Here is a 22,288-nt window from a genome sequence, read left to right as displayed (position 1 = left end):
GTCCACGAAAATGCCATCAGACGAGAACGCGCTCGATACCGCCGTTGTTCGCATCCTTCACGTAGTCCGCCATCCACTGGTCGCCGAGCACGTGCTTGGCAATTTCCACGACGATGTAGTCGGCAGTGATGTCGGCATCCTCGTTATAGCGCGACAGGCCTTGCAGGCACGACGGGCAGCTGGTGAGGATCTTCACATCTCCCACCTTGCCATCGGCGCGCAGCTTGGCCGCGCCCTTGCGCATTTCTTCTTCCTTGCGGAAGCGGATCTGCGTCGAGATATCCGGGCGCGTGACCGCCAGCGTACCCGATTCGCCGCAGCAACGATCGTTCTTCTCGATCTTGTAGCCGTCGTGCTCGCTGCCCATCAACTGGTTCACGAGCTTGACCGGGTCCATCGTCTTGATCGGCGTGTGGCACGGGTCGTGATACATGTAGCGCGTACCGTTCACGCCTTCCAGCTTCACGCCCTTCTCGAGCAGGTATTCGTGGATGTCGACGATGCGGCAGCCCGGGAAAATCTTCTCGAATTCATAGCCGGCGAGCTGATCGTAGCAAGTGCCGCACGACACCACCACGGTCTTGATATCGAGATAGTTCAGCGTGTTGGCCACCCGGTGGAACAGCACGCGGTTATCCGTCACGATCTTCTCGGCCTTCTCGCCCTGCCCCGAGCCGCGTTGCGGGTAGCCGCAGCACAGATACCCCGGCGGCAGCACCGTTTGCACGCCTACGTGCCAGAGCATGGCCTGCGTGGCGAGCCCGACTTGCGAGAACAGGCGCTCCGAGCCGCAGCCCGGGAAGTAGAACACCGCTTCCGAATCGACCGACGTCCCCTTCGGGTCGCGGATGATCGGCACCACCTTGTTGTCTTCGATATCGAGCAACGCGCGCGCCGTTTTCTTCGGCAGGTTGCCCGGCATCTTCTTGTTCACGAAGTGGATCACCTCTTCGCGCAGCGGCGGCTTGCCGACCGTGGCCGGCGGATGTGCCATCTGCTTCTTCGCGAGTTTCTTGAAGATGTCCGCACCGAAGCGTTGCGCCTTGTAGCCCCAGTCGATCATCACCTTGCGGGTGATATTGATCGTCTCCGGGTTCGTCGCATTCAGGAAGAACATGCCTGCTGCCGCGCCCGGGTTGAATTTCTTCTTACCCATCTTGCGCAGCAGGTTGCGCATGTTCATCGTCACATCGCCGAAGTCGATCTTCACCGGGCACGGCGTCGCGCACTTGTGGCAGACCGTGCAGTGATCGGCCACGTCGTTGAACTCGTCCCAGTGCTTGATCGACACACCACGGCGGGTCTGCTCTTCGTACAGGAAGGCTTCGATCAGCAGCGACGTGGCGAGAATCTTGTTGCGCGGGCTGTACAGCAGGTTCGCGCGCGGCACGTGCGTCGCGCACACCGGCTTGCACTTGCCGCAGCGCAGGCAGTCCTTCACGCTGTCGGCAATCGCGCCGATGTCCGACTGCTGCATGATCAGCGATTCAAAGCCCATCAGCCCGAAGCTGGGCGTATAGGCATTGCGCAAATCGGCCGGCAGGTCGGGCATGTCGAGCAGCTTGCCCTTGTTGAAGCGCCCTTCCGGATCGACGCGCAGCTTGTAAGCGCGGAATTCGCCGATCTCTTCTTCCGTCAGGAATTCGAGCTTCGTGATGCCGATGCCGTGCTCGCCCGAGATCACACCATCGAGCGAACGAGCAATTTGCATGATGCGCGCCACGGCCTTGTGCGCATCCTGAAGCATCTCGTAATTATCCGAGTTGACCGGGATGTTCGTGTGCACATTGCCGTCGCCCGCGTGCATGTGCAGCGCGACGAACACACGCCCATGCAGCACGCGCTTATGGATCGCCTGCGCTTCGTCGAGAATCTGCTTGAACTCGCCGCCCGTGAAGATCTGGCGCAGTTCGGCGCGCACTTCCTGCTTCCACGACACGCGCACCGTGCGGTCTTGCAGCAGGTCGATCAGGCGCGTTTCCGGATGCTTGTTCAGCCGGTCGTTCAGCGCCACATTCATGTCGCGAATGCCGTGGCGGTTGAGCAGCGGAATCGCGTCGTTGAGCGACAGCTCGAAGTTGTCACGCAGGAACACCCACCGTGCGCGCACGTCGCGCAGCAGCGTGAGGGCGGTCTGCACGCGGTCTTCGAGCAGCTCGGCCGACGGAATTTCGTTCGCGTCGTCGGTCTTGCCCAGCGGCAGGTTGCCCGCTTCGAAGAACTTTTCGAGCGCGTCGATCAGTTGCAGCTTGTTCTTGAGCGACAACTCGATGTTGATACGCTCGATGTGGTCCGTGTACTCGCCCATGCGCGGCAGCGGAATCACCACATCTTCATTGATCTTGAAGGCGTTGGTGTGGCGCGCGATGGCGGCCGTGCGCGAGCGGTCGAGCCAGAACTTCTTGCGGGCTTCGGCCGACACGGCGACAAAGCCTTCGCCGCTCTTGCCGTTGGCCATACGAATCACTTCCGAGGTGGCCTGCGCCACGGCGGTGTCGTCGTCGCCAACGATATCGCCGATCAGCACCATCTTCGGGAAAGCGTTGCGCTTCGACTTCGTGGCATAACCCACGGCGCGCAGATAGCGTTCGTCCAGATGCTCCAGACCGGCGAGAATCGCGCCGCCCGCAGCCGTCTGCGCAAACATGTAGTCCTTGATTTCGACGATGCTCGGAATCGCTTCCTTCGCTTGGCCGAAGAACTCCAGACACACCGTGCGCGTGTGCGCCGGCATCTTGTGGAGAATCCAGCGCGCGCTCGTGATCAGGCCGTCGCAGCCTTCCTTCTGAATACCCGGCAGCCCGGCGAGGAACTTGTCCGTCACGTCCTTGCCAAGACCTTCCTTGCGGAAGCGCTTGCCTTCGATATCCAGCGATTCAGTCTTGAGCAGCACCGCGCCCGGCGCGTGATTGCCGTCGAACCATTTCAGTTCGAAGCGCGCGACCGGAATATCGTGAATCTTGCCGAGGTTGTGGTCGAGGCGCGTGACTTCGAGCCAGTTGCCCTGCGGGTCGACCATGCGCCACCACGCGAGGTTATCGAGCGCGGTGCCCCACAGCACGGCCTTCTTGCCGCCGGCGTTCATGGCGACGTTGCCGCCGATGCACGATGCGTCGATCGACGTCGGATCGACGGCAAAGACCAGCCCGGCACGCTCGGCGGCATCCGCCACACGGCGCGTGACGACGCCAGCACCCGAGAAGATCGTCGGCACCGGCTTGTCGACACCCGGCAGCGCCGAGTATTCGACTTCGTCGAGTTGTTCCAGCTTTTCGGTATTGATGACGGCCGAGAACGGCGTGAGCGGAATCGCCCCGCCCGTGTAGCCCGTGCCACCCCCGCGCGGAATCACCGTCAGACCAAGCTCGAAGCAGCCCTTCACGAGCGACGCCATTTCGGCTTCCGTATCGGGCGTGAGCACCACGAACGGATATTCCACGCGCCAGTCGGTGGCGTCCGTCACGTGCGACACACGCGACAGGCCGTCGAACTTGATGTTGTCGTGTGCCGTCGTGCGGCCCAGCACCTTCTTCGCGCGGCGGCGCAGTTCCGCCATCTTCTCGAACTCACCGGCGAAATCGGCAACGGCGCGGCGCGCGGCCACTTCCAGTTGCTCCACGCGGGCGGCGCGTTCGCGCCCCGTGGCGTCGGCGTGTTCGGCCACGTCGGCACGGCGACGCTTGTCGATTTCGTTCAGACGGTGGTTGAGCGCGTCGATCAGCAGCTTGCGGCGCTTCGGGTTGTCGAGCAGGTCGTCCTGAAGGTACGGGTTGCGGCGTACCACCCAGATATCGCCGAGCACTTCATAGAGCATCCGGGCCGAGCGGCCGGTACGGCGCTCCGCGCGAAGTTCGTCGAGGATATTCCACGCGTCGGCGCCAAGCAGGCGAATGACGATTTCGCGGTCCGAGAACGAGGTGTAGTTGTAGGGGATTTCGCGCAGTCGAGGGGGCTGTGCGGCTACAGCATGCTTTGCGTCGTGCGGCTCGAAGGCAGGCAAGGGTGCGTTCATCTTGTCGGGCTCGTCAATGCGGCGGTGCATCCGCCGTCGGCGTTCGTCTCGCGGGACGCGCCGAAAGTCAAATTGGGTATGCGCTAGAAATTGCCGGCCGCTGGCGACGGGTGTGTGCGGGGCCGGCAAGGACGATCAGCGAGATCGCCGACTGCCGTGCAAAGACGCCGATGACGAATCGTGTCCGGTCATCGAGCAGTAGCACTGAGGGGTGAGGCAGTTGATGCGCATGCCCAGATCTTTCTTCCGGCTTGGGAAAGTGTTGGTAGGGGAATGTAGGCCGAATTGTACTTCATTGCACCGCAACACGTCGGCTCCCCAACCAATTCGCGGCTAAGGGCCTGCGGGACGCCGAAAACACGAAATCCGCTAAAACGGACCGCTATATCCGTTTGAATACAACGACTTACACGCATTCGTGGGCTGAAAATTTCTCCGAACAGGAGTATGTTGGCGCGATCCCCCAATCATTCACCCGCCAAGAGGTGTCTTATGGTCTCGTTTCAACTGAACGGCCGTCCCGTGCAGGTCGATGTCGACCCTGCCACTCCCCTGTTATGGACCCTGCGCGATGCGCTCTCGATGACCGGCACCAAGTTCGGATGCGGCATGGCGCTATGCGGCGCCTGCACCGTGCATCTCGACGGCTCCCCGATTCGCAGTTGCATCACCCCCGTCTCCGCTGTGGCCGGTAAAAAGGTCACGACCATCGAAGCCGTCGGTACTGACCCCGTCGGCAAAGCTGTGCAAGACGCATGGGTCAAGCACGACGTGCCCCAGTGCGGCTACTGCCAGAGCGGCCAGATCATGTCCGCCGCGGCACTCCTGCGCGAGAACAAGCAGCCCAACGACGACCAGATCGACGCCGCCATGGCCGGCAACATCTGCCGCTGCGGCACGTATGCGCGCATTCGCGCCGCCATCAAGGACGCAGCCGCGTCGCTGGCCTGAAGCGAGGAGACATCACCATGCGCGAACTTCGTTTCCACGGGCTTCGTTTTGACTTACGCCCCGGTGCCACGGTCGGCGACTACACCGGCGTGTCCCGCCGTGCGTTTCTGAAGACCTCCGCCGTCGCGGCGGGTGGCCTCATGCTTGAAATGTCGTGGCCCGGCGCGGTCCGGGTGGCCCACGCCGAAGGCCCGGCGGCCACGCCCGTCGTGCCATCCGCGTTCGTGCGCATTGCGCCGGACGACACCGTCACCATTCAGGTCAACCGCCTCGACTTCGGTCAGGGCGTGCAAACCGCCTTGCCCATGCTCGTCGCCGAAGAGCTCGATTGCGACTGGTCGAAGGTGCGCAGCGAACTGGCCCCGGCGGCCGACGTCTATAAAGACCCGTTGTTCGGCATCCAGATGACCGGCGGCTCCGGCTCGGTCGCGCACTCGTGGCTGCAATACCGGCGCATTGGCGCGTCGGCGCGCGCCATGTTGATCGCCGCCGCCGCGCAGCAGTGGAAAGTACCGGCTGCGCAATTGCGCACCGAAAACGGCGTGGTCCTCGGCCCCAACGGCCAGCGCGCCACCTTCGGCAGTCTGGCCGCCAAGGCTCAGGCATTGCCGGTGCCGACCGACGTGAAACTCAAGGATCCGTCGGCCTTCCGCCTGCTCGGCAAACCGACCGGGCGGCTCGACGCGCGTGCCAAGTCGACCGGCACGCCGATGTACGGCATGGATTTCAAGTTGCCGAACCTGAAGGTCGCCCTCGTCGCCCGCCCGCCGGTTTTCGGCGCGAAGGTGAAGACGTTCGATGCGAAAGCCGCACGTGCTGTCAAAGGCGTGCGCGACGTGCTGGAGATTCCCGACGACCGGGGCGGCACGGCAGTGGCGGTCATCGCCGACGGCTACTGGCAGGCCAAGACCGGCCGCGACGCCCTGAACGCGACGTGGGATACCAGCGGCGTCGAGCATGTCGACACGACCGCACAGCTTGCTAAGTACAAGGAACTGGCGAAGACCCCGGGCGTGGTGGCGATCGACACCGACGTCTCGAAGCTCAAGGGCGCACCGAAGACACTCGTCGCCGAATACAGCTTCCCGTACCTCGCCCATGCCCCGATGGAACCGCTGAACTGCACCGTGCAGCTCAGCGACAAGGGCGCGGAAGTCTGGACCGGCACGCAATTCCAGACCGTCGATCAGGCAGCCATCGCGGCCACGCTCGGTCTCAAGCCCGAGCAGGTCAAGTTACACACCTTGATGGCAGGCGGCGGTTTCGGGCGACGTGCGGTGCCGACCTCCGACTACGGCGTCGAAGCCGCGCAGGTCGCCAAGGCGTGGCGAACCGCCGGCCATCGCGAGCCGGTCAAGGTGATCTGGAGCCGCGAGGACGATATCCATGGCGGCTACTACCGCCCGATGTACGTGCATCGCGCCGAGATCGGTCTGGATGCGAAGGGCAACGTGCTGGCGTGGAATCACACCATCGTGGGCCAGTCGATCCTGCAAGGCACGCCGTTCGAAAAGATGATGGTGAAGAACGGCGTCGACAGCACCAGTGTCGAGGGTGTCGCGGGCACGCCGTACGCGGTGCCGCTGCGTCTGTCGCTGCATAGCCCGAAGGCCAACGTGCCGGTGCTGTGGTGGCGCTCGGTCGGCAACACCCACACGGCGTTCGTGATGGAAACGTTGATCGACGAACTGGCGAAGAACGCGGGGCAAGACCCGGTCGACTATCGCTACGCGTTGATCGGCGACAAGCATCCGCGTCACCGCGCCGCACTGGCGCTGGCCGTCGAGCGTTCGGGCTACGGCAAGACGAAGCTGCCGGCGGGTCAGGCGTGGGGCGTGGCTGTACACGAGTCCTTCGACTCGGTCGTCGCATACGTCGTGGTGGCCGAGGTGAAGAACGGTACGCCGCGTCTGGTGAGCGCGACGGCGGCGGTGCATTGCAACTTCGCGGTCAACCCGCTGACGGTGGCGGCGCAGGTCGAAGGCGCGGCCCTCATGGGCTTGGGCACGACGTTGACGGGTGCCGCGATCACGTTGAAAGACGGTGAAGTCGAGCAGAGCAATTTCCACCAGTACACGGTGGCGCGCCTGACCGATATGCCGGCCATCAGCGTGCATATCGTGAGTTCGGGCGATGCGCCGACCGGCATGGGCGAACCGGGGTTGCCGCCTCTTGCCCCGGCATATGCCAATGCTGTTTTCGCGCTGACCGGCAAGCGTCTGCGCGCGTTGCCGTTCGATCTGACAACGGCATAACGAGCGCGTCTCGGAGGGGGCTTAGGCGCAGGGTTTCAGGCCCCGGCCCCCTCCAATCGTCAACCGATCAGCAGATGTTTGAACGGTGCGAAGATGCCTTGCCAGAACGACTCGGGCACCTTGAGCATCAGGTAGGTAATGAAGAGGTACCGCAGCGTTTTGCCGATGGCGATGTAGACGAGGCATTCGCGCCATGAAAGACGGAGCCATCCGGCGAGGGTGCAAAGCGGGTCACCGACCACGGGCAGCCACGAGAGCAGGAGCAGGGGCGGTCCGAAGCGGCGCATCCAGCGGTGATATCGCTCGTTCATCGGCGCTTTGGTGCCACCCTGCTTGGCAGCACCTGCGTCGGCAACCCCTTCGACGTTCACCGATTCCCCACCGTCCACAGCCTCAGCACGCGCATGCGCCCGCCGGCGCGCGTTGATCCGCACATAGCCGCGCCGCGCGGCGAACCCCATCCACCAATCAACCATGCCTCCGGCGGTATTGCCGACGCTCGCAACCACGATCGCGGGCCAGAACATATGCGGATTGAGCGCCACGTAGCCGAACAGCGCGGGCTCCGAGCCCATCGGCAGCAACGTCGCCGACAAAAACGCGATGAGGAAGACGGCTGGCAGGCCGACACCGGGCAGCGCGAGTGCGCCCAGCAGCCAGGGAATGAACGACTCCATGCAACTCCGGCGGAAATAAGGGGAAGTCAAAAAAACCGACCGGCCGGTCGGTGTCTCGCGAGCTACGGGACGGTACACGCGTTTGGCGTAAACAAAAAGTCTGGCGCATAATGCATGCCCATGACCCGACCTTCGACGCCGCCCGTGGCCATTCTACTGGCAGGCGGACTCGGTACCCGCTTCGATGCGGCTGGGCGCCGGAACAAGCTGCTCGCGCCGCTGCCAGGCGATCCCCTGAACCGACCCGTTGCCCTCGCCAGCGCCCACGCGCTGCTGGCGGTATTGCCGCGCGTGATCGCGGTAGTGCGACCGGATTCGGCCGAGTTGGAGAACGTGTTGTTGCAGGCGGGTTGTGAAGTCGTCATGAGCCACGCGACCAAGCGCGGCATGGGTGCGACGCTCGCTGCCGGCATTCAGTCCTGCGTGGACGAAGCGCCGCCCCCCGGGCTCGAACATCTCGACGGCTGGCTCGTTGCGCTGGCCGACATGCCGTACCTCAATCCCCATACCATTCGCGCCATTGCCGACGGGCTGACTTCGCCCGAAGCCATTGTTGCGCCGAGTTATCAGGGACAGCGCGGCCATCCGGTCGCCTTCGGTTCCGCTTACACCTCCCGTCTGATCGCCCTCGATGGCGATACCGGCGCGCGCGAGTTGTTGATTAGCGAGCACATTACGATCGTCGATGTCGACGACGCCGGAATCGTGCGCGACATCGACACCCCAGACGACCTTCGCTAGGGCGCGCACTCCCCTTTCCCGTTTTTTCCCGAGAGACCTTGCGCGACCGCCCCGGCGGACGTGCTGGTCTATCATTGTCCTTTTGTTCCTGATGTGCCTAACCTGAAGAAGCCTTAAATCATGTCCGACGCAGCTCCCGAATATCTGAAGAAGATCCTCACCGCAAAAGTCTACGACGTCGCCAAGGAAAGCGAACTCGAATTGGCACGCACGCTCTCCATGCGGCTGCACAATCGAATTTACCTGAAGCGCGAAGACAACCAATCGGTGTTCTCCTTCAAGATTCGAGGCGCGTACAACAAGATGGCGAGCCTCAGTGAAGCCGAACGTGAACGCGGCGTGCTGACCGCCTCGGCCGGCAATCACGCACAGGGCGTGGCGTACTCCGCCGCACGCCTCGGCTGCAAGGCCGTGATCGTCATGCCCGTGACCACGCCGCAAGTGAAGATCGATGCCGTGCGCACCCACGGCGGGCGCAACGTCGAAGTCGTGCTCGCCGGCGACTCGTATAGCGACGCCTACGCACACGCCATGACCTTGCAGGAAGAGCGCGGCCTGACCTTCGTGCCGCCGTTCGACGACCCCGAAGTGATCGCCGGCCAAGGCACCATCGGCATGGAAATCCTGCGTCAGCATCAGGGCCCGCTGCATGCCATCTTCGTGCCGATCGGCGGTGGCGGACTGGCCGCCGGCGTAGCCGCATACGTCAAAGCCGTGCGCCCCGACATCAAGGTGATCGGCGTGCAATCGGTCGACTCCGACGCCATGGCGCAGTCGATCCATGCGGGCGAGCGCGTGCTGCTCAACGACGTGGGCCTCTTCGCCGACGGCACCGCCGTGAAGTACGTCGGCGCGGAAACCTTCCGTCTGTGCCAGAAGTATCTCGACGAAGTCGTGCGCGTCGACACCGACCAGCTCTGCGCCGCCATTAAGGATGTGTTCCAAGACACCCGAAGCGTGCTCGAACCCTCGGGCGCGCTGTCGGTGGCCGGTGCCAAGCTGTATGCCGAGCGCGAAAAGCTCAAGGGCGAAACGCTCGTGGCAATCACCTCGGGCGCGAACATGAACTTCGACCGCCTGCGCTTCGTGGCCGAGCGCGCCGAAGTCGGCGAAGCCCGCGAAGCCGTGTTTGCCGTGACCATTCCGGAGGCGCGCGGCAGCTTCAAGCGCTTTACCGAAGTGGTGGGCAGCCGCAATGTGACCGAGTTCAACTACCGAATTAGTGAAGCGTCCAGCGCCCACATCTTCGTGGGTATCCAGATGCACAACCGCGACGAGGGCACGCGCATCAAGGCCGGTTTCGAGCGTCACGGTTTTCCGACACTCGATCTGTCCAACGACGAGCTCTCCAAGCAGCACATCCGCTACATGGTCGGCGGGCGTTCCGCGCTGGCGAGCCACGAAGTGCTGTTCCGTTTCGAATTCCCGGAGCGTCCGGGCGCGTTGATGAAATTCCTCTCGGCGATGAGCCCGAACTGGAATATCAGCCTGTTCCACTACCGGAATCAGGGCGCGGACTACAGCAACATTCTCGTGGGCATGCAGGTGCCGGATGAGGACAAGGCGGCGTTCAGCGACTTCCTCGCCACGCTCGGCTATCCTTACTGGGACGAAAGCAACAACCCCGTGTACAAGCTGTTCCTCGGGTAAGCCGTCGCATCATCTATTCATCCGAAACCGCATAGGAAACCGTCCGCCGCCATGCCGATCACACTCGAAAACAAGCTCGTCGTTGCGATCTCTTCGCGCGCGCTGTTCGACTTCGAGGAGGAGAACCGCGTCTATGAGACCGGCGTGGCGAGCGGCGACGACCAGTCGTACATGCAGTACCAGCTCGACCGGCTCGACGTGCCCGCGCGCATCGGCGTGGCCTTCCCGCTGGTGCAGAAACTGCTCGCGTTCAACCGGGGCGATGAACATCGCGTAGAAGTCGTGGTGCTCTCGCGCAACGATCCCGTGAGCGGTCTGCGCGTCTTCCGCTCGGCCAAACAAGAGGGGTTGAAGATCGAGCGCGGTGTGTTCACGCGCGGACGCGAACCGTTCGGCTATCTGAACGCGCTCGGCGCGCATCTCTTCCTCTCGGTCAACGAGAACGATGTGCGCAGCGCACTGATGGCGGGCTTCCCTGCCGCGCGCGTGTACCCCGATTCGGCCAAAGAGGCGGAGCTGCATCCCGACGAAATTCGCATCGCGTTCGATGGCGACGCGGTGCTCTTCTCCGACGAGGCCGAGCAGATCTTCCAGCGCAACGGCCTCGACGCGTTTCAGCAGCACGAAACCGAGCGCGCTGCCACGCCGCTGCCGCCCGGTCCTTTCAAACCGCTGCTGCTCGCGCTGCACCGTTTGCAAGTGCTGGCGGGACAGGAAGTGCCGGTGAAAATCCGCACGGCGCTCGTGACGGCACGCTCGGCGCCTGCGCACGAGCGCGCCATCCGCACGTTGATGGACTGGAAGATCAACATCGACGAGGCCATGTTTCTGGGCGGGCTGGACAAGGGCGCATTCCTGCGCGAGTTCGAGCCCGATTTCTTTTTCGACGATCAGACACGCCATTGCGAGTCGGCCGCGCGGGTCACCCCGACCGGCCACGTCATCAGTGGCATAGCAAACCATGACAACGCCTGACCAATCTCCGCTCGGTAAAGAAGTTGGCTACACCGAGCAATACGACCCGTCCCTGCTGTTTCCGATTGCCCGCGCCCCGGCGCGTGCCGCCATCGGCGTGCCGGACGCCCTGCCGTTCTTCGGCGCCGACATCTGGAACGGCTACGAACTCTCGTGGCTGGGCGACAAGGGCAAGCCGCACATTGCGCTGCTCACGGCCATCGTGCCGGCCGACTCGCCGAACATCATCGAGTCGAAGTCGTTCAAGCTCTATCTGGGATCGTTTGCGCAGACCAAGCTGGCGAATGCCGACGCCGCGCGCGCGTTGATTCAACAAGATCTGTCGGAAGCCGCGGGCGCCTCGGTGCAGGTGAAGCTGGTCGAGCCGGCTGGCTTCGGCAAACTTCAACTGGACGAACTCGACGGCCTGCTCGTCGATCGACTGGACGTCGAGACCGATATCTACTCGCCGGATGCCAGCCTGCTCAAAGCGGCGCAAGGCGAGCCGCATGTGGAAGAAACGCTGGTCTCGAACCTGCTCAAGTCGAACTGCCCGGTGACCGGACAGCCCGACTGGGGCAGCTTGCAGATTCGCTACAACGGCCCGCCGATCGATCAGGAAGGCCTGTTGAAGTACGTGATCTCGTATCGCCGGCACACCGGCTTTCACGAGCAATGCGTGGAAGGCATCTTCATGGACATCATGCGGCAGTGCAAGCCGACCCAGTTGGCGGTGTACGCGCGTTACACGCGGCGCGGCGGGCTCGACATCAACCCGTTCCGCACCAACTTCACGCAGCCGATGCCGGACAACGCCCGTACCGCACGCCAGTAATTCAGGACCTGAATCAAAGCCTGAATCAACACCTGAACCCGAGCGCTGAAAGGTGCTTTTGCGCCGTGCTGGCCACCGGCGCATGTCTCGGTTGTCCGTCGCAACGCAAGAGCGTCTCTTTCAATGCGCGGACGGCCGGCCCCCAGCAATGCAGCCTGAGCAGGCATTCCGCGACGCGATACATCGGCCCGGGCGCCGTCTCGTCCATCATGGCCGCCGCGATGAGCAGCGGCAACGCCGCCTCGGCCTCGCCCGCGCGGCAAAGCGCCAGCCCGAGCGCGACGGCATAGTCGGGTTCCAGCGGACACGCCGACAGCAGCGGCGCAAAGCACTCGATCGCGTGAATAAAATCGCCACGCTCGAACGCGCCGTAACCGCATCGGTACACGGCATCGCATTGCGCGGCATCCCACTCCCCCGGTTGCGGAAGCGCCATCTCAGGCGCCGCAGACTCCGACGAATCACCCTCGCGGATCGTTTCCAGTGCCATCTCGATCTGGCTCGTAATGCTTCTTGACGTCGGCCCGGGGCGGACCATGCGCTCAGATGTGTCCACTAGCACCCGCCTCCGTGTCACGCGTTGTCGGGCCGGCGTGCCGCGCCGATGCAAACGGTCTCGACGGTTCGCCGCGACATGCCGTCACGCATTTGCAGGCGTGCCGCAATCCTGACGCCACCAACACCAGCGACAACGCACCCATCGTCCCACCCACGGCGTAACGGATGTGCTTATCGGCAGCGGTAGGCGGCGGGTCGGCATCGAATGCGCTGTCGTAAAACGCGAGATAGGTGGCAGCCGCTGCCCCCGCCGTGCCGAGTGCGGTGAGCGCGACGGCGACCCAACCATTCACGTAAGCCGAGTGACTGCGCTCGCTGATCGAGCGCCGGGAGGCCCGGCTACTCGAGCGCATGTCGTCGGGGGGCGTCAGTCCCTCGATGTTGAACAATTCGTCGCCGTCGTTTGAGCCGCCGCGCAGTTGCACGACGGCGACACGCGGTACCGTCGCCATCGAAATCGATTCTGTCCTCACAAGTCGCCTCCTCGCTAAATGGGAGACGCCATCGTGCAGGCACAGAATCGACGCCGCCATCGAAGCCGAACCGCAGACTTTGCGGAACCGTCACCGACGTGTCCGCCCTCGCCTATACGTCTGCTGAATCCAGACGCGGAAAAAACAAACGGCCGACACATTGGTCGGCCGTTTGTCGCGTACTGAGGCGTTTCGTCAGGCAGCGGGCTTCTTGTAGGCCACGCAGTCCACTTCGACCTTGCAGTCGATGACCATGCTCGACACCACGCAGGCGCGTGCCGGCGGATGATCGCCGAAGTATTCCTTGAACACCTTGTTGAACGAGGCAAAGTCACGCGGATCATCGAGCCACACGCCGATGCGCATCACGTGCTCGGTGCCGTAACCAGCTTCCGTGAGAATCGCGATCATGTTCTGAATCGCCTGATGCGACTGCGCGACGATGCCGCCGTCGATCACTTCGCCGTCTTTCATCGGGGTCTGTCCCGAGACGAACAGGAAGCCGTCGGCTTCGGTAGCTCGTGCAAAGGGCATGCGTTGGCCGCCAGTGCCCTGCCCGCCTTCTACGCCATATCGTTTGATGCTCATCATCGCTCCTTTCGACAAAACTGCCTGAACTGCATTTACAAAACCGGTTGCGGCGTGCCGCGCCGCACGAAGCGGCCCGAGCGAGCCGCCGACGTCGGGGCGCGGTCCTGCCACGACAACACGCCGTTGACCCACACTGCCGCGATACCGAACGCGGGCTGCATGGGGTCGGTAAACGTCGCCGCATCGCCCACGGTTTCCGGATCGAACAAGACCAGATCGGCCCAATAGCCTTCACGTACGAAACCACGTTCCGTCAGCCCGAAACGCTCGGCCGACAGTCCGGTCATCTTGTGCACTGCCTCGGCCAGCGGGAACAGTTGCTGCTCGCGGCTATAACGGCCGAGCACGCGCGGGAATGCGCCCCACAGGCGCGGATGCGGCAGCGGGTCGTTCGGCAAGCCGTCCGAGCCGACGACCGTCGCGGGGTGACGCAAAATCCGGCGCACGTCGTCTTCTTCCATGCAGTGATAGACCGCACCGGCCGGTTGCAGCCGCTTGGCCGCTTCCATCAGATCGACGCCCCATTCCTCAGCAATCGTCGCCAGCAACTTGCCGCCTTGCACCGGATGCGGTTGCGACCACGTCACGAGAATGTCGAAGTCGTCGGTCACCTGCTTCAGATCGAGCGTGCTCGAACTGGCGGTGTACGGATAGCAATCGCAGCCGACCGGCTGATAACGCTGCGCCTTGTCCACGGCCTCGAGAATCTCTGCGCTGCGGCCCCAGTTATCGACACCGGCGCACTTCAGATGCGAGATGACGACCGGCACGCGCGCATGGCGGCCGATGCGAAACGCTTCGTCGAGCGCCTCCAGAATTTCCGCAAATTCCGTGCGCAGATGCGTCGCGTACAGACCACCGGCCTGCGCCAGCGGCTCGGCGAGCGCGAGCACTTCTTCCGTCGGCGCTGCGTTGGCATTGGCGTAAGCGAGACCGGTCGAGAGACCGAGAGCGCCATGGTCCAGCGCCTCGCGCAGTTGTGCGCGCATGCCTTCGATTTCCGCCTCGGTGGCCGCACGATCGAGCCGATCCATATGATTGCTGCGCAGCGCCGTATGACCGATGAGCGCCGCCACGTTGATGGCCGGCTGCGCCTTTTCGAGCGCTTCGACGTAGGCGGCAAACGTCAGGTATTGGAACGCTTCGGCCTCCCCGAGCAGGTTCATCGGATCGGGCGGATCGCCCTTGAGCGACACCGGCGACGCGCTGATACCGCAATTGCCGACGACCACCGTCGTCACGCCTTGCGACAGCTTGGGCGTCATTTCCGGGGCGCGCACGACGTTGGTGTCGTCGTGGGTGTGCACGTCGATAAAGCCGGGGCTCAGCACCTGACCGGCCCCGTCGATGCGTTGTGCCGCTTGCCACGCCGACAGCGTGCCCGCGGGCGCAATCGCGTGAATGCGGCCATCGCGCAATGCCACGTCGAAGCGCGCCTCGGACATCGTGGCGCCCGAGCCATCGGCCACGCGCACGTTGGTAATCAGCGTGTCCACGGATTGTGCGGTTGCGGGGGTATCAGTCATATCAATCTCCCAGAGGCTGGCGATCGCCGCCACCCCGATGCGTGTCGAGCACGTACTTGATCCGCCGCAGCAGCGCCTGACTCTGCGGCTTGGCCAGTAGCGCCAGTTCCGTGGCGAGCACATCCATGGCCAGCAACATGGCGTAGCGCGACGACGACGGTTTGAAAATGAAATCGGTTTCCAGCGCGCGAATCGGCAGCACTTCATCAGCGAGCGCCGCCAGCGGCGAGCCGGTGGCCGTGATCGCGATCAACTGCGCGCCGTATTCGCGGGCGACCTCGCAGGCCGACAGCAACTCCGGCGTGTGACCGCTGACGGAAAACGCCAGCACCACGTCTTCACGATTCAGCGTGCCCGCCACCATGCGCGCCAGCACGGCGTCCTGATAGCTGGCAATCGGGCGCCCAAGCCGCACGAGGCGGTAACGGGCTTCGTCGGCCATGAGCGACGAGCCGCCGCCCATCCCGAACGCGTAGACCATGCGGGCGGACGCGAGGCGTCCGGCGGCGCGCCGCACCGTGTCCGGCTTGATGAGCGCGCGGTGCACCTGTAGCGTTGTCTGAATATCGTCCGCGATGCGATCGATCGTCTCGCCCGAGCCATCTTGTCCGTTGGCGGCGTTCGCGCCAAAGAAGCGCTGCCCGACCACCGCCGCCTGCGCCAGACGAAGTTTGAGATCGCGCACGTCGCGGCAGCCCATCGCCTTCGCAAAACGCGTGACGCTCGCCTCGCTCACGCCAGCACGGTCTGCGAGCACGTTGATCGATGAGGCTGCGGCGCCCGCCACGTCCTCGAGCACCACCTGCGCGACCTTGCGCTCGGCTTGGCTCAGGGCGTCGCTGCGTTCTGCCACGCGCGTCACGATATCGAAGGGCTCAGTCATGTATTGGGTCGCGGATTGGATCGCAAATTGGGTCGGGGTGGGGCCCCGATGGGCGCCGGTTTCAGATTTTGACGAATTTCTGGTACTTTATAACAAAATTGTCAAACGCTGGTAATTCAACGCTATTATAGGAGCCATTCGGCTAATGGCGAGGCATGGCCCGCGGGCTCTTCGTGGAGAATTCTCAATGACTGATACAAACTATCAACATGGCATGATCGATACCCTCAACAAGGGGCTCGGCGCATTGGATGCCGCCTTGGCGCCGTCGGCCACGACGGGACTGGGCTGGAATTTGCTGAACGAAGACCTGAGCCTGCCGACGGCGGTGCTCTACGAGGACAAGATTCGCCACAACCTCGCGTGGATGCAGCGTTTCGTTCACGAATACGGGGTGAAGCTCGCGCCGCACGGCAAGACGACGATGGCGCCGAAGCTGTTCCGCCGTCAGTTGGACGGTGGCGCGTGGGGCATCACGCTGGCCACTGCGCAGCAAACCAATGCGGCGTATCACCATGGCGTGCGTCGCGTGTTGATGGCCAACCAGTTGGTCGGCAAGCGCAACATGACGATGATTGCCGACCTGCTCGCCGATCCGAGTTTCGAGTTTTTCTGTCTGGTGGATTCCGCCGCAGCGGTCGCGCATTTGGGCGAGTTCTTCCGCGCCCGCAAGCAGCAGATTCAGGTGCTGATCGAGTTGGGCGTGACGGGTGGACGTACCGGTGTGCGTGATAGCGCACAACAGCAGGCGGTGCTAGATGCGCTTACCGAGTACAAAGACGCCGTGAAGCTGGCGGGTGTCGAAGTCTACGAGGGCGTACTCAGCACGGAAGCCGATATTCGCGCGTTCCTGCAACGTGCGGTCGGCATCACACGCGAGCTGATCGCGGCGGGTCGCATCGAGCGCACGCCGGCGGTGCTATCGGGGGCGGGCTCGGCGTGGTACGACATCGTGGCGGAAGAGTTCGCCAACAAGGACGTGGGCGCGCCGCTCGACGTGGTGCTGCGTCCCGGCTGCTATCTCACGCACGACGTGGGCATCTACAAGGCCGCGCAGGCGCAGATCGCCACGCGTAATCCGATTGCGAAGCAAATGCGCTCGCAACTGCAACCGGCGTTGCAACTGTGGGCTTACGTGCAATCGATTCCGGAAGCCGAGCGCGCCATCATTGCGCTGGGCAAGCGCGACGCGGCGTTCGATGCGGGTATGCCGGAACCGGCACAGCGCTTCCGTCCGGGCAAGGACAAGGCACCGGCCGCGACGCCCGAGCATTGGGAAATCACGGGCATGATGGATCAGCACGCTTATCTGCGCATCGCACCGGGCGACGACATTCAAGTGGGCGACATGATCGCGTTCGACATCTCGCACCCGTGCCTCACGTTCGACAAGTGGCGTCACCTGCCGGTCGTCGATGGCGATTACAACGTGGTTGAGGTCGTGCAGACGTTCTTCTGATCGACTGACGAACGCGCAGGTGAAAGCAAAGAAGCCGCCCGAGGGCGGCTTCTTGCATTGAGGCGGGTGCGATCGCTACACAAGGCTGACGGGCTGACCGAATGGCGGACTGACTTTCGGGCGAGTTGTCGGCTGACTGGCGGACTGACTAAGTGACGATCGACTTTTTCGCCGCACGCTTGCGCGGTGCCGTCGATGCCTCTGGCGTCGCGTCATTACCCTTCTCTGCGACAGCCTTACCTGCGTCCTCCCCGCCACGCGCACGCGACGATACCGACTTGAAGCGCGCTTCGAGATGAACCAATGCGCTTTCCAGTGCGGCGATGTCGGCGGCGGTCATGCCGTCGAGCGCATCGTCGAAAAACGCCTGACGGCGCGGCGTGGCTTCATCGTGCACGCGCTTGCCATCGTCGGTGAGCGTGACGTTGGTGAGCCGGTTGTCATCGGGATCGGTCACGCGTGTGAGCCAGCCGAGCGCTTCCATCGATTGCAGTTGGCGCGTGAGTTGCGCGGGATCGAGACGGCAGTGTTCGGCGAGAAACTTCTGCGAACACGTACCGCGCTCGGCCAGCGCAAAAATGATGCGCCAGCGTGGCAGCGGGTGCCCGACCTTGGCGTCGAACGCGCTCATCATGGCGCGATACGTCAGGCTCAGTTGCTGAATGACGTTGCGTTTCAGTGGTGTCGGCATGCCATTACTCTCCGGCAGGCGGCGTCGGCTTGGCGCCGCGCGAAAGACGAATGAGCGGCACACGGCGAACAAACCACAGCCCAGCAAGTGCCGCGGCGAGCGACAGCATCTGTCCGTTGTGAATGGCGCCGACGAGCGCCGTACGCGACGCTTCGATCAGCAACGCGCCGTTCTGTCCCATATGGGCCACCGTTGCCAGAAAATCGCTCTGCGCTTGCGCGTTGACGAGAATCTGCGGATCGGTGAGTTGCGCCGTCCATTGCTGGCCGCCGGTAGCGACGAGTGACTCCTTCACGCGTGCGGTGTAGCTATGGCCCACGAGCGTACCGACGATTGCCGTCCCGAGCATGCCGCCAATCATGCGCAGCGACTGCATGAGTGCGGTGGCAATGCCAAGGTGCGCACGTCCCGCCACTTCCTGCGCGAACACCGTGAGGTTCGGCAACACAAAGCCGAGGCCCAGACCGGCGAGCAGCATATAGAAAGCGATGAGGCCATGCGGCGTGCCGCGATGCGTGGTGATCACGCCTGCACAAGCAATCGCGAGCAATAAGAAGCCGCCATAGAGCATGACATTCGGATTGCGCAGACGCGTAATCAGTCGACCATTGGCAATACTGCCGACGGTGATACACACCACCATAGGCGTGATCAGCAAACCGGTTTCGCGGGGCGACAGACCAAAGCCGCCTTGCAACATCAACGGCGCGTAGAACAGCACACCGAACATCGAAAAGCCGCCAAAAACCGCCAGTACAAAGAGCGCCGCCAGACTCGGGTTACGGAACATTTCGAACGGAATAATCGGATGCGACGTGCGTTGCTCCCACCAGTAGAGCGCGAGCGACGTCACGACGAACGCGACGAAGAGAAACACCACGCCGCGCGAGAGACCGTCTGCCGGCAACCATTCGACGAGCATTTGCAGGCTGCCGAGTGCGGCGGCGATCAGCAGTGCGCCCAGCCAGTCGAGACTGGCCTTGCCGTGTTCGTCGGCGCGCATATGGGGCAGATGGCGAGCGACAAACCAGAGGCCGAGCAAGCCGACGGGCAGGTTCACGTAGAACACCGAGCGCCAGCCATAGGCTTCCGTGAGAAAGCCACCGAGCGAGGGGCCGATGGCATTCGCAATACCGAACGCCGAGCTGAGCATGACTTGCCAGCGCAGGCGCACGTGCGGATCGGGGAACAGTTCAGGAATGCAGGCGAAGGCGGTACCGACGAGCATGCCGCCACCGATGCCTTGCAGCGCACGCGCGATCACGAGGAACGGCATGCTGTTCGCCGCACCACACAGGACGGAAGCCCCGGTGAAGACGACGATGGCGGCGATCACAAACGGCTTTCGCCCGTAGTAGTCGCCGAGCCGGCCGAAGATCGGCACGGTAATGACGGAGGTGAGCAGATACGACGTGGCAACCCACGCGTAGTACTCGAACCCCTTGAGTTCAGCGACGATGGTCGGCAGCGCGGTCCCGACGACGGTCTGGTCGAGCGCGACCAGCATCGTACAGAAACACAAACCCAGCATCGCCACGATGGACTGCCGAAAAGGCAACACCTGCCCCGCCGAATGCGGGGTGGACGGATTAGAAGACATTTTTTGGACGGATCAATGTTTGATCAGTCAACGATTCTATCACGTTAGTTGCGGAGGGCGCTGAGGCGGTGTTCATCGGAAATAAAACGCTAACGGCGTAGCGGGGTCGGGATGTCTCGCACGCTACGCCGCTGGGCGCGGGCCGTATAGATTGGAAAAAGTTTCAGCGACCTAAGGGCGACGACCGTTTTCGGCCAACACCGGCCACTGGAGGTCGCGGCTGCAATCCGCGACAATCAGCCAATATTCCAATGCAGGGAGCGTCGAAAATGTTGATTGCGTTCGGAGGGCTACCGGGCACCGGAAAGACAACGGTAGCGCAAGCACTTGCTCGCAAGCTCGCGGCAGTATATTTGCGGATCGATACGTTGGAACAGGCTTTTATGGCGGCCGGGAGCAACGGGGCGGATATCGGACCTGCCGGCTATCTGGCCGGATATGCAGTTGCGAAAGATAATTTGCGCCTTGGGTTGACCGTCGTTGCGGACTCAGTCAATTCGCTGCATGTGACGCGTAACGCTTGGAGACGTGTGGCGCTTGAAGCAGGCGTGAGCATCTTCGAGATTGAGTTGATCTGTTCAGATAAAACGGCGCACCGTTTGAGGGTCGAGGAACGACAGGCAGACATCCTTGGCCACAAGCTGCCAACCTGGAAGGACGTGCTCGAGCGTCAATACGATGCATGGGAATCAGAACATCTTGTCATCGACACAGCCAACGCTTCGATTGAACGTGCCGTCGAAACTATCGATCGTCGGCTGTCGATGCCGGATCCATAAATCCGAATGCCTTAGCGTTCGAAAAAGTACGGGCATGAGCAGCCGATCGCTTTTGACCGCGATCGCCAAGGGCGGCTCCTCTGGGAAGTGATGAACACTACAGCAATCAAGTGGGAGGACGTTTCGATGGCAAACATCGACTGGACGAGTTACGGCATCGCGCAAGGGGAAAGTGCGAGCGAAGATGCAATCGCCGCACTGGAGCAACGGTTGGGATATCCGCTCCCGCCCGCCTACGTAGATTTGGCACGATTCTGTAATGGCGCGAGCCCGGAGATTTCAGAGTTTCGCGTTGCAGATTTCGCAACCTGTATTAGCGATTTTTTTGAAATCTCAACCACACCAGATCTATTCACAGTCTTGTGGTATCTGCGGCCTCAGGCAATGAACCTACCATCACAGTTTGTGCCAATTGCTAGAGATCCAATGGGCGGGATGATCCTCTTGAACTATGAAACGATACCGCCCACCGTTGAATTTCTGGATCAAGCGACGGGAAAAATACATTTCGTCTCGAGCAGTTTTGAATCATTCGTCACGAATTGGCACGAGTAACGCGAAACGTTGTCATATGCGTCGCGTTCCTGCTGCCGGACGACTATCGGCGCGCATAGGAATACTACGTTCGACGAACACGAGCCACCTATGCTGATTTGGGCGCGAACTCGAAAATCCCTTGATGGCCGAGGCGAAAACGAAGGCACGACCGTAAAGATCGAGATTGAAAAACTCGAAGACGGAATCTTTCTACTGATGCGGTATGAATCTCTAGACGCGCCATTTCCGACTTCGGATCATTTGTTTCTTTCAATCGACGAGGCATACGACGAATGTGATCACGTGTATGGCATCGGTCGCGAAGATTGGCTTCAACGGTGACTGCATCCGGGGCAGTCACGCGCGGCCCTAGGACTTCGTACGGCCATGTGCAGACGTTCGACATCGTCACAAGAATCGTGAACAATCGGTCACGACGGAAGACTGCCACGCGACCTCACCGTTACAACTACATACCGAAGTTCGAACGCGCCATGGCAAAGCCTATTTTGATGGTCCTACTAAAGGGCCCATTTCCGGACATTTTTTCCTTTGTCGAGGCGTTGCTCCAGCCGCTTGGATTTTCACTTGCCAATCCAGAAACGGGGCGAGTAACGTGCTGGATCGACGACGGCAAACAGATCGCGATTCCCCGTGACATGATCACGAACCAAGCGTCTATGGCGACTCCGAAGAGCGTTCAGTTTTGGAGCACCAGCAGCGAAGACCTATTTGTGTCCTGGGTCGATGCGCCGTCTGGGTGGTGGTTTTCCTTTCACCTGGACGGCGTCACACCGGAGTTGAAGGTCGCGTTGACGACTGCCCTTTCGAATTCGGTCCTGGGCGAATTAATGCAGCAGTACAAAGATGAGTGCGCCTTCAGGATAGACTTCGACTAACTTTTCAATCGAAAATTCGGCCGAAACAATTGCTTGAGTAGGTCGGCTATATACGCATCAACGACCGCCTGCTGGCGAGGCAGAGGGCGGCTTCGGGTCGAATTCCGCCATTCATTATCAGCGGTATTAACAGGATGCAAACGCATCCAGTTGCACCGCTGCATCCTATGCCGACTCCGTCACCCGCCTAGTTCCCGATTAAATTCATACGCTCCGG

19 protein-coding genes are annotated in these 22,288 nt (G+C 62.3%); 10 read left to right on the top strand and 9 right to left on the bottom strand.

The window, feature by feature from the left end:
• Nucleotides 1-16 precede the first annotated feature (16 nt).
• Complete coding sequence (locus PIN31009_RS05000) at nt 17-4,012, bottom strand: DUF3683 domain-containing protein (protein WP_150683252.1); 3,996 nt, start codon at nt 4,010-4,012, stop codon at nt 17-19.
• A 492-nt stretch (nt 4,013-4,504) separates the two neighbouring features.
• Between PIN31009_RS05000 and PIN31009_RS04995 the strand changes: the two genes are divergently transcribed.
• Together PIN31009_RS04995 and PIN31009_RS04990 are read left to right on the top strand one after the other, a co-directional pair.
• Nucleotides 4,505-4,963, top strand: coding sequence for a (2Fe-2S)-binding protein (locus tag PIN31009_RS04995; protein ID WP_150789504.1), 459 nt, complete (start codon nt 4,505-4,507; stop codon nt 4,961-4,963).
• 140 nt (nt 4,964-5,103) lie between these two features.
• Complete coding sequence (locus PIN31009_RS04990) at nt 5,104-7,218, top strand: xanthine dehydrogenase family protein molybdopterin-binding subunit (RefSeq protein WP_246185526.1); 2,115 nt, start codon at nt 5,104-5,106, stop codon at nt 7,216-7,218.
• Nucleotides 7,219-7,277: 59 nt separating this feature from the next.
• Here PIN31009_RS04990 and PIN31009_RS04985 read toward each other — a convergent pair whose 3' ends face one another.
• Entirely contained in the window at nt 7,278-7,895 is a 618-nt protein-coding gene (locus PIN31009_RS04985) for a YqaA family protein (RefSeq protein ID WP_150789503.1), read from the bottom strand.
• Between the two features lie 120 nt (nt 7,896-8,015).
• On the opposite strand from PIN31009_RS04985, the gene PIN31009_RS04980 reads away from it, so the two are divergent.
• The 4 genes from PIN31009_RS04980 to queF all read left to right on the top strand — a co-directional run bounded on the left by PIN31009_RS04980 (nt 8,016) and on the right by queF (nt 12,075).
• Nucleotides 8,016-8,636 (top strand): nucleotidyltransferase family protein, encoded by a 621-nt coding sequence (locus tag PIN31009_RS04980; protein ID WP_150683250.1) that lies wholly within the window; start codon nt 8,016-8,018, stop codon nt 8,634-8,636.
• A 120-nt stretch (nt 8,637-8,756) separates the two neighbouring features.
• Nucleotides 8,757-10,286 (top strand): threonine ammonia-lyase, biosynthetic, encoded by a 1,530-nt coding sequence (ilvA, locus tag PIN31009_RS04975; RefSeq protein WP_150789502.1) that lies wholly within the window; start codon nt 8,757-8,759, stop codon nt 10,284-10,286.
• 51 nt (nt 10,287-10,337) lie between these two features.
• The gene (locus PIN31009_RS04970; protein ID WP_058377403.1) at nt 10,338-11,261 is read left to right on the top strand and encodes a 5'-nucleotidase; all 924 of its coding nucleotides are present in this window, start codon (nt 10,338-10,340) and stop codon (nt 11,259-11,261) included.
• Nucleotides 11,248-12,075, top strand: a complete 828-nt coding sequence (gene queF / locus PIN31009_RS04965; protein WP_150789501.1) for an NADPH-dependent 7-cyano-7-deazaguanine reductase QueF — start codon at nt 11,248-11,250, stop codon at nt 12,073-12,075. Before PIN31009_RS04970 ends, queF begins: the two co-directional genes overlap by 14 nt.
• Nucleotides 12,076-12,100: 25 nt before the next feature.
• Here queF and PIN31009_RS04960 read toward each other — a convergent pair whose 3' ends face one another.
• The 5 genes from PIN31009_RS04960 to PIN31009_RS04940 all read right to left on the bottom strand — a co-directional run bounded on the left by PIN31009_RS04960 (nt 12,101) and on the right by PIN31009_RS04940 (nt 16,106).
• Nucleotides 12,101-12,565: a hypothetical protein gene (locus PIN31009_RS04960; protein ID WP_150789500.1), complete on the bottom strand. Its 465-nt coding sequence runs from the start codon at nt 12,563-12,565 to the stop codon at nt 12,101-12,103.
• A 52-nt stretch (nt 12,566-12,617) separates the two neighbouring features.
• The gene (locus tag PIN31009_RS04955; protein WP_150789499.1) at nt 12,618-13,106 is read right to left on the bottom strand and encodes a hypothetical protein; all 489 of its coding nucleotides are present in this window, start codon (nt 13,104-13,106) and stop codon (nt 12,618-12,620) included.
• A 195-nt stretch (nt 13,107-13,301) separates the two neighbouring features.
• On the bottom strand, nt 13,302-13,688 hold the full coding sequence (locus tag PIN31009_RS04950) for a RidA family protein (RefSeq protein ID WP_044457733.1): 387 nt from the start codon (nt 13,686-13,688) through the stop codon (nt 13,302-13,304).
• A gap of 41 nt (nt 13,689-13,729) precedes the next feature.
• A complete protein-coding gene (locus tag PIN31009_RS04945) occupies nt 13,730-15,223 on the bottom strand; it encodes an N-acyl-D-amino-acid deacylase family protein (RefSeq protein WP_150789498.1) in 1,494 nt (497 codons plus the stop codon).
• 1 nt (nt 15,224) lies between these two features.
• Nucleotides 15,225-16,106 (bottom strand): MurR/RpiR family transcriptional regulator, encoded by an 882-nt coding sequence (locus tag PIN31009_RS04940; protein ID WP_150789497.1) that lies wholly within the window; start codon nt 16,104-16,106, stop codon nt 15,225-15,227.
• Between the two features lie 187 nt (nt 16,107-16,293).
• On the opposite strand from PIN31009_RS04940, the gene PIN31009_RS04935 reads away from it, so the two are divergent.
• The gene (locus PIN31009_RS04935; protein ID WP_087689384.1) at nt 16,294-17,565 is read left to right on the top strand and encodes an amino acid deaminase; all 1,272 of its coding nucleotides are present in this window, start codon (nt 16,294-16,296) and stop codon (nt 17,563-17,565) included.
• A gap of 148 nt (nt 17,566-17,713) precedes the next feature.
• Here the strand turns inward: PIN31009_RS04935 and PIN31009_RS04930 are convergent, their stop codons facing one another.
• Both PIN31009_RS04930 and PIN31009_RS04925 read right to left on the bottom strand, forming a co-directional pair.
• The gene (locus tag PIN31009_RS04930; protein ID WP_150789496.1) at nt 17,714-18,256 is read right to left on the bottom strand and encodes a MarR family winged helix-turn-helix transcriptional regulator; all 543 of its coding nucleotides are present in this window, start codon (nt 18,254-18,256) and stop codon (nt 17,714-17,716) included.
• 4 nt (nt 18,257-18,260) lie between these two features.
• Nucleotides 18,261-19,856 carry an MDR family MFS transporter gene (locus PIN31009_RS04925; protein ID WP_087689389.1) on the bottom strand — a complete coding sequence of 532 codons (1,596 nt, stop codon included), beginning with the start codon at nt 19,854-19,856 and terminating at the stop codon, nt 18,261-18,263.
• A gap of 269 nt (nt 19,857-20,125) precedes the next feature.
• Between PIN31009_RS04925 and PIN31009_RS04920 the strand changes: the two genes are divergently transcribed.
• The 3 genes from PIN31009_RS04920 (at nt 20,126) to PIN31009_RS04910 (ending at nt 22,071) form a co-directional block, all read left to right on the top strand.
• A complete protein-coding gene (locus PIN31009_RS04920; RefSeq protein ID WP_087724136.1) occupies nt 20,126-20,635 on the top strand; it encodes a P-loop nucleotide/nucleoside kinase family protein in 510 nt (169 codons plus the stop codon).
• A 126-nt stretch (nt 20,636-20,761) separates the two neighbouring features.
• Nucleotides 20,762-21,190, top strand: coding sequence for an SMI1/KNR4 family protein (locus tag PIN31009_RS04915; protein WP_174996949.1), 429 nt, complete (start codon nt 20,762-20,764; stop codon nt 21,188-21,190).
• 476 nt (nt 21,191-21,666) lie between these two features.
• Nucleotides 21,667-22,071 (top strand): hypothetical protein, encoded by a 405-nt coding sequence (locus tag PIN31009_RS04910; RefSeq protein WP_150683239.1) that lies wholly within the window; start codon nt 21,667-21,669, stop codon nt 22,069-22,071.
• The last annotated feature ends 217 nt before the right edge of the window (nt 22,072-22,288 follow it).

It is taken from the genome of Pandoraea iniqua (assembly GCF_902459685.1).
Lineage (GTDB): Bacteria > Pseudomonadota > Gammaproteobacteria > Burkholderiales > Burkholderiaceae > Pandoraea > Pandoraea iniqua.
This window is presented reverse-complemented; position numbering and strand designations above follow the sequence as displayed.

What these genes read in the sequence shown, in the direction of transcription:
- PIN31009_RS05000 (WP_150683252.1), bottom strand. Translation starts at nt 4,012, where the DNA reads ATGAACGCACCCTTGCCTGCCTTCGAGCCGCACGACGCAAAGCATGCT.
- PIN31009_RS04970 (WP_058377403.1), top strand. Translation starts at nt 10,338, where the DNA reads ATGCCGATCACACTCGAAAACAAGCTCGTCGTTGCGATCTCTTCGCGC.
- PIN31009_RS04920 (WP_087724136.1), top strand. Translation starts at nt 20,126, where the DNA reads ATGTTGATTGCGTTCGGAGGGCTACCGGGCACCGGAAAGACAACGGTA.
- PIN31009_RS04940 (WP_150789497.1), bottom strand. Translation starts at nt 16,106, where the DNA reads ATGACTGAGCCCTTCGATATCGTGACGCGCGTGGCAGAACGCAGCGAC.
- PIN31009_RS04945 (WP_150789498.1), bottom strand. Translation starts at nt 15,223, where the DNA reads ATGACTGATACCCCCGCAACCGCACAATCCGTGGACACGCTGATTACC.
- PIN31009_RS04930 (WP_150789496.1), bottom strand. Translation starts at nt 18,256, where the DNA reads ATGCCGACACCACTGAAACGCAACGTCATTCAGCAACTGAGCCTGACG.
- PIN31009_RS04990 (WP_246185526.1), top strand. Translation starts at nt 5,104, where the DNA reads ATGCTTGAAATGTCGTGGCCCGGCGCGGTCCGGGTGGCCCACGCCGAA.
- PIN31009_RS04960 (WP_150789500.1), bottom strand. Translation starts at nt 12,565, where the DNA reads ATGGCACTGGAAACGATCCGCGAGGGTGATTCGTCGGAGTCTGCGGCG.
- ilvA (WP_150789502.1), top strand. Translation starts at nt 8,757, where the DNA reads ATGTCCGACGCAGCTCCCGAATATCTGAAGAAGATCCTCACCGCAAAA.
- queF (WP_150789501.1), top strand. Translation starts at nt 11,248, where the DNA reads ATGACAACGCCTGACCAATCTCCGCTCGGTAAAGAAGTTGGCTACACC.
- PIN31009_RS04915 (WP_174996949.1), top strand. Translation starts at nt 20,762, where the DNA reads ATGGCAAACATCGACTGGACGAGTTACGGCATCGCGCAAGGGGAAAGT.
- PIN31009_RS04935 (WP_087689384.1), top strand. Translation starts at nt 16,294, where the DNA reads ATGACTGATACAAACTATCAACATGGCATGATCGATACCCTCAACAAG.
- PIN31009_RS04925 (WP_087689389.1), bottom strand. Translation starts at nt 19,856, where the DNA reads ATGTCTTCTAATCCGTCCACCCCGCATTCGGCGGGGCAGGTGTTGCCT.
- PIN31009_RS04985 (WP_150789503.1), bottom strand. Translation starts at nt 7,895, where the DNA reads ATGGAGTCGTTCATTCCCTGGCTGCTGGGCGCACTCGCGCTGCCCGGT.
- PIN31009_RS04995 (WP_150789504.1), top strand. Translation starts at nt 4,505, where the DNA reads ATGGTCTCGTTTCAACTGAACGGCCGTCCCGTGCAGGTCGATGTCGAC.
- PIN31009_RS04980 (WP_150683250.1), top strand. Translation starts at nt 8,016, where the DNA reads ATGACCCGACCTTCGACGCCGCCCGTGGCCATTCTACTGGCAGGCGGA.
- PIN31009_RS04910 (WP_150683239.1), top strand. Translation starts at nt 21,667, where the DNA reads ATGGCAAAGCCTATTTTGATGGTCCTACTAAAGGGCCCATTTCCGGAC.